This is a genomic window from Mesorhizobium sp. M7D.F.Ca.US.004.01.2.1, assembly GCF_003997785.1.
Lineage (GTDB): Bacteria > Pseudomonadota > Alphaproteobacteria > Rhizobiales > Rhizobiaceae > Mesorhizobium > Mesorhizobium loti.
Map to the genome: position 1 here is coordinate 1 of NZ_RZRQ01000409.1, position 4,710 is coordinate 4,710.

Below are 4,710 nucleotides of genomic sequence, written 5' to 3' on the forward strand. Positions count from 1 at the left end.
GCCAACGGCGGCGTGATCGGCGATGTCCAGCTTCACCAGTTCGGCCTCGCTGCCGATGCCCGGATTGCCGGGGGCCGCATAAAGCTTCGTCAGCAGCGGCGACGCGGCGATCTTCCAGGCGAGCGCATGTTCGCGGCCGCCGGAGCCGAGAAGAAGAACGTTCATGGCCACCTCTTGATGCCGACTATCCCTTAGAGCACCCGCTATTGCTCTCTGGACGATGGGTCAAGACATCAGGGCGTTTTGAGCCGAATTGCGCACGGGAACGTTATCCCCGGCCGAAAATGGGCGCCGAATACCGGCGCCCATTTTCTGGCTCCCGCTCAGCCCTGGTAGACCACTGGAAACCAGTCCTCGCGCAGCCTCTCGCCCGGCTGCATGCCATGGCCGTGATAGGGCGGTGAGGTACGCCCCGGCCGCTCGACATAGCGGGCATCGTCACCGACCCAGCGCAGCGACAGCGCCCGGCGTCGCGCCGCGGTCAGGTTGCCACGCGCGCCATGCGCGGTCCTGAAATCGAACAGAATGGCGTCGCCCGGCTCCATTTCCCACTCGAGCACTTTCAGCGACGGATCGTTGTCGGGATCGGGCACAGGCAGATAGTCGCCCTCGCCGGCATAGAAGTTGCTGTCGTCGAGCCAGCGCACCGGCAGGATCATCTTGTCCCATTTGTGCGAACCGGCAATTAGGCGCAGCGTCGCTTCCTTCACCGGGTCGATGGGGATCCAGAAGCTCACGGTCTGCTGGCCGTCGACGAAGTAGTACGGAATGTCCTGATGCCAGGGCGTCGGCTTCTGCGTGCCGGGTTCCTTGACCAGCACATGATCGTGGAAGAACTGCGCGGTGCGCGACTGCATCACCGCCGCCGCCAGTTCGGCGACCGGTGATTTCCGCACCACCTCGACGAATTCGGGGATGCGCTCCCAGTTGCAATAGTCGTCGAAGAAACTGCCGCGACCGTTGGCGATGTCGGACGCGGTTTCGCTGCGGTTCTGCATGTTGCGCTCGATGCCGGCGGCAATCGTGTCGACCCAGCCCTTGAAGGCGCCGCGAATGCAGACAGCACCGTCACGCTGATAGTCGGCGATGGTGCCCGCATCGATCATGGAGGCGTTGGAAGTGTGGGTGGCAGCTTGGGAAGCCATGGCGTTCTCCTCTTGGAATGAACCGACTATCGCAACCCTCATTCATTCAGTAAAATAATAACTTTCCATCCAGCACATAGAGTTTCCTTATGAATGTGACCCTCACGCAGTTGCGCTATCTGGTCGCCGTGGCGCGTCATGGCAGCGTCACCGGCGCGGCCAAGGTGCTGAACGTTTCGCAGCCGTCGATCTCGGTGGCCATTGACGCCGTCGAAAAGAATTTCGGCCAGAAACTGTTTGTTCGCCAGCGGGGAAGCGGCGTGTCGCCGACATCGTTCGGCCGCGCCGTCGTGGCCAAGGCAAGACAGGTTCTCACCGAAACGGAGGAACTCATCGGCCTGGGCTCAAGCAAATCGGCTGTCAGCGGAGAACTGGTGCTAGGATGCTTCGAGGATCTGGCGCCGTTCTTCGCGCCGGCCCTGCTGCGCGCCTTCTCCGAACGCTATCCAGCCGTCAAGGTCGTCGTCCGCGACGAAACCTTCGAGACGCTTGGGCGGCGGCTCGGCGATGCGGCCATCGATCTCGGCCTCACCTATGACCTCAGCCTGCCGACGCATTTCGCCCGCATCCTGCTGCGCGAACTTCGCCCGCATGCGTTGTTGCCGGCAGGCCATGCCCTGGCCGACCGCCCAACAGTCAGCCTTGCCGATCTGGCCGCCTATCCGCTGATCACCACGGACCAGCCGCACAGCTGGCAGCACATGCTCGACCTGTTTCGCAGCCGCGGCCTTTCGCCTGTGGCCGACACGACGACAAGCTCGTTCGAACTGCAGCGCTCCATGGTCGCCAACGGCTTCGGCGTCGCGGTCAGCTATACCCGCCCGCACGGTGACCGGAGCTATGACGGCCTGCCGCTCATCTGCAAGCCACTGTCGGATCCGCTGCCCATGCAGCGGATCTTGCTCACCTACGACACGCATCAGCGTGTGTCGAATGCGGCGCTGTCCTTCATCGACGTGGCCAAGGGTTGGTTCGCCACCCGCGACATCTTTGCCTCGTGAAAGGCTGACGGTCGCCGCTTCTCCGCTTGCCGCTTGACGGTTTCCGCCGCTGCTGCCACTCCATGGACATGGAACCTATCCAATCGAAAGCGGCCCAGGGCCGTGTCGCCGATGCGCCGAACGGCCACTGGGTCTATCGCGTGCTGCCGCGCTCGGTATGGCCCTATGCGCAGCTCGCCCGGTGGGACAGGCCGATCGGCTGGCAGTTGCTGCTGTGGCCCTGCTGGTGGTCGGCTGCCCTTGCGGCGAGCGCCTATCCGCGTCCCGGCGACCCGCTGCTCTCGCTGCTGCCGGCGCCCTGGTATCTCGTGCTGTTCCTGGCCGGCGCCATCGCCATGCGCGGCGCAGGCTGCACCTACAACGACCTCGTCGACGAGGACATCGACAATCAGGTCGAGCGCACGCGCTCGCGGCCGCTGCCGTCCGGCAAGGCCACGCGCCGGCGGGCATGGTTTTTTATTGCCCTGCAGGCCCTGGTCGGCCTCGTGGTGCTCATCCAGTTCAACAGCTTCGCCATGCTGCTCGGCATCTGCTCGCTGGCGATCATAGCCATCTATCCGTTCATGAAGCGGATAACCAACTGGCCGCAACTGGTGCTTGGCCTTGCCTTTTCCTGGGGCGCGCTGATGGGATGGGCGGTCGAGTTCGGCGATCTCGATGGACCTGCCGTGATGCTCTATATCGGCTCGATCCTGTGGGTGATCGGCTACGACACGATCTACGCGCATCAGGACAAGGAAGACGACGCCATTGTCGGCGTGCGCTCGACGGCACGCCTGTTCGGCGACAACACCAAATCGTGGCTGGCAGGGCTCTATGGCGGCGCGCTGATCTGTTTTGCCATCGCCTTCGCGTCGGCGCAGGCTCCGGTGGTGGCACTGGCAGGACTGATCGCTGCCGGCGCCCATATGGCCAGGCAAATTGCCGTGTTGGATATCGACAACCCGGACCAATGCCTGCGTCTATTCAGATCGAACAACCAGGTCGGCTGGCTGATCTTCCTGGGCCTGATCGGCGGCGCTGTGTGGGTAGCACTGAAGCCGCTGGTTTAGCGGCTTCGCTTTTCCTGCATGTTCCCTCTCGGGATCATGCTCACTCGCGCGAGATGATCTCCTGGCCGTCGATGACCAGCCTGAGACCGAGGTCGCCGGCCCTGCGGCGAGCGAGAAAACGCGGGCGTCGGGTGTTGGACACACGGCCCTTGCGGCGATCCTGCGGCGGCAGCGTCTTGATGGCGGCGCCGAGCGATTCTTCCAGAGTGCGGGCGACGCCGTCCGATTCGATCAGCAGCATCGGCAGACGGTAGGCGTCGGCCCACGCGCGCCAGTCGGCGGCGACATCGTCGAGATCGTCGGCGACCAGCAACGGCACCGACAGCATCGGGTCGTTGTGCAGGAGTTCCAGGGTCACCGTGACATTGCCGTCAGGGTCCTCCATGGCGCGGGCGGCAACGCCGCGGAACGCATTGGCGGGCAGAACGATGATCGCCGGCAGGCCGCTCATCTCGAGCAGGCGGCGGATCACGGCGCCACGCTGGTCGATGGTAAAGGTCACATCGCCGTAGTCGTCGCGTGTCGCGTAGCTCACCACTTGCGGCAGGCGAAATGGGTCGAGACGCATGTTGCGTCCCGCCCAGACTGGCTTCAGTCCGGTGTTCATAGAGTGCCTTCCTGTCTGTCTCCTGAGAGCCGGTGTCCGGTTCTCTCCGGGCCGGTTTTTCCAGCCTCGTTTGTATGGAGACAGTAGCGCGGGCTCCTTACCGCCCCGCTTAAGAAAGTCGGTTAAATTTTGCTGATCTTAGGGATGGTTATCGGAATCCCACCAACCACAAGATGTCGAAAGGATCAGATAACCTTACCCGGATTCATGATGCCGGCCGGGTCGAAGGCCGCCTTTACCCTTCGCATCAGATCGATCGCCATCGGCGGCGCGGTGGCAATCAGTTCGTCGCGCTTCAACTGGCCGATACCATGCTCTGCCGAGATCGAACCGTGCAGGCTGCGCACGACGTCGTGCACCGCCTTGTTCATGGGATGATAGAGGGCGAGAAATGCCTCGTCATCGCCATCGACGGGCCGCGAGATGTTATAGTGGAGGTTGCCGTCGCCCATATGGCCGAAGCAGACCACGCGGGCGCCGGCACTCACCGACGCCACGGCGCCGGCGGCCTCTGCGATGAAGCGCGGGATCATTGCCACAGGCACCGAAATGTCGTGCTTGATCGAGGCACCCTCCGGCTTTTGCGCCTCGGGCAGCAGCTCGCGGAAATTCCAGAAGGCATCCCCCTGCCCGAGGCTTGCGGCGATGACGGCGTCGCCGACGAATTCATGTTCGAGGCCGGCCGAGAGCACGTCCTCGATCAACGCTCGCGAATCCTCCGATGAACGGCCGGACGAAATCTGCATCAGCACATACCACGGCCAGTCGTCGACCAAGGGCCGCACCACGCCCTGTGCATGCGCCAGCGTGAAATCATATGGCCGCTTGCCGATCAGTTCGAAGGCGGTCAGCGCGGCCCCGGCGCGGTCCATGGCCAGGCTGAACAGGGAAAGCGCGGCCTCAGG

Annotated in this window: 6 protein-coding genes; 2 read left to right on the top strand and 4 right to left on the bottom strand. The window is 63.6% G+C overall.

What is annotated here, in order from left to right:
- Positions 1-165, bottom strand: a 165-nt coding sequence (locus EN993_RS31710; RefSeq protein WP_281040589.1) for a phosphoribosylamine--glycine ligase N-terminal domain-containing protein, incomplete at its 3' end; no start/stop codon positions are given.
- Positions 166-323: 158 nt separating this feature from the next.
- On the bottom strand, positions 324-1,145 hold the full coding sequence (locus EN993_RS31715; protein WP_109662192.1) for a phytanoyl-CoA dioxygenase family protein: 822 nt from the start codon (positions 1,143-1,145) through the stop codon (positions 324-326).
- Between the two features lie 89 nt (positions 1,146-1,234).
- Between EN993_RS31715 and EN993_RS31720 the strand changes: the two genes are divergently transcribed.
- Together EN993_RS31720 and ubiA are read left to right on the top strand one after the other, a co-directional pair.
- Complete coding sequence (locus EN993_RS31720; RefSeq protein WP_127265733.1) at positions 1,235-2,146, top strand: LysR family transcriptional regulator; 912 nt, start codon at positions 1,235-1,237, stop codon at positions 2,144-2,146.
- A 68-nt stretch (positions 2,147-2,214) separates the two neighbouring features.
- Complete coding sequence (ubiA, locus tag EN993_RS31725; RefSeq protein ID WP_164757938.1) at positions 2,215-3,198, top strand: 4-hydroxybenzoate octaprenyltransferase; 984 nt, start codon at positions 2,215-2,217, stop codon at positions 3,196-3,198.
- Between the two features lie 40 nt (positions 3,199-3,238).
- On the opposite strand, the gene EN993_RS31730 is transcribed toward ubiA, so the two are convergent.
- A complete protein-coding gene (locus EN993_RS31730; protein ID WP_126068377.1) occupies positions 3,239-3,805 on the bottom strand; it encodes a DUF6101 family protein in 567 nt (188 codons plus the stop codon).
- Positions 3,806-3,990: 185 nt separating this feature from the next.
- The coding region (locus EN993_RS31735) for an FAD-linked oxidase C-terminal domain-containing protein (RefSeq protein ID WP_281040588.1) at positions 3,991-4,710 on the bottom strand (720 nt) is incomplete at its 5' end.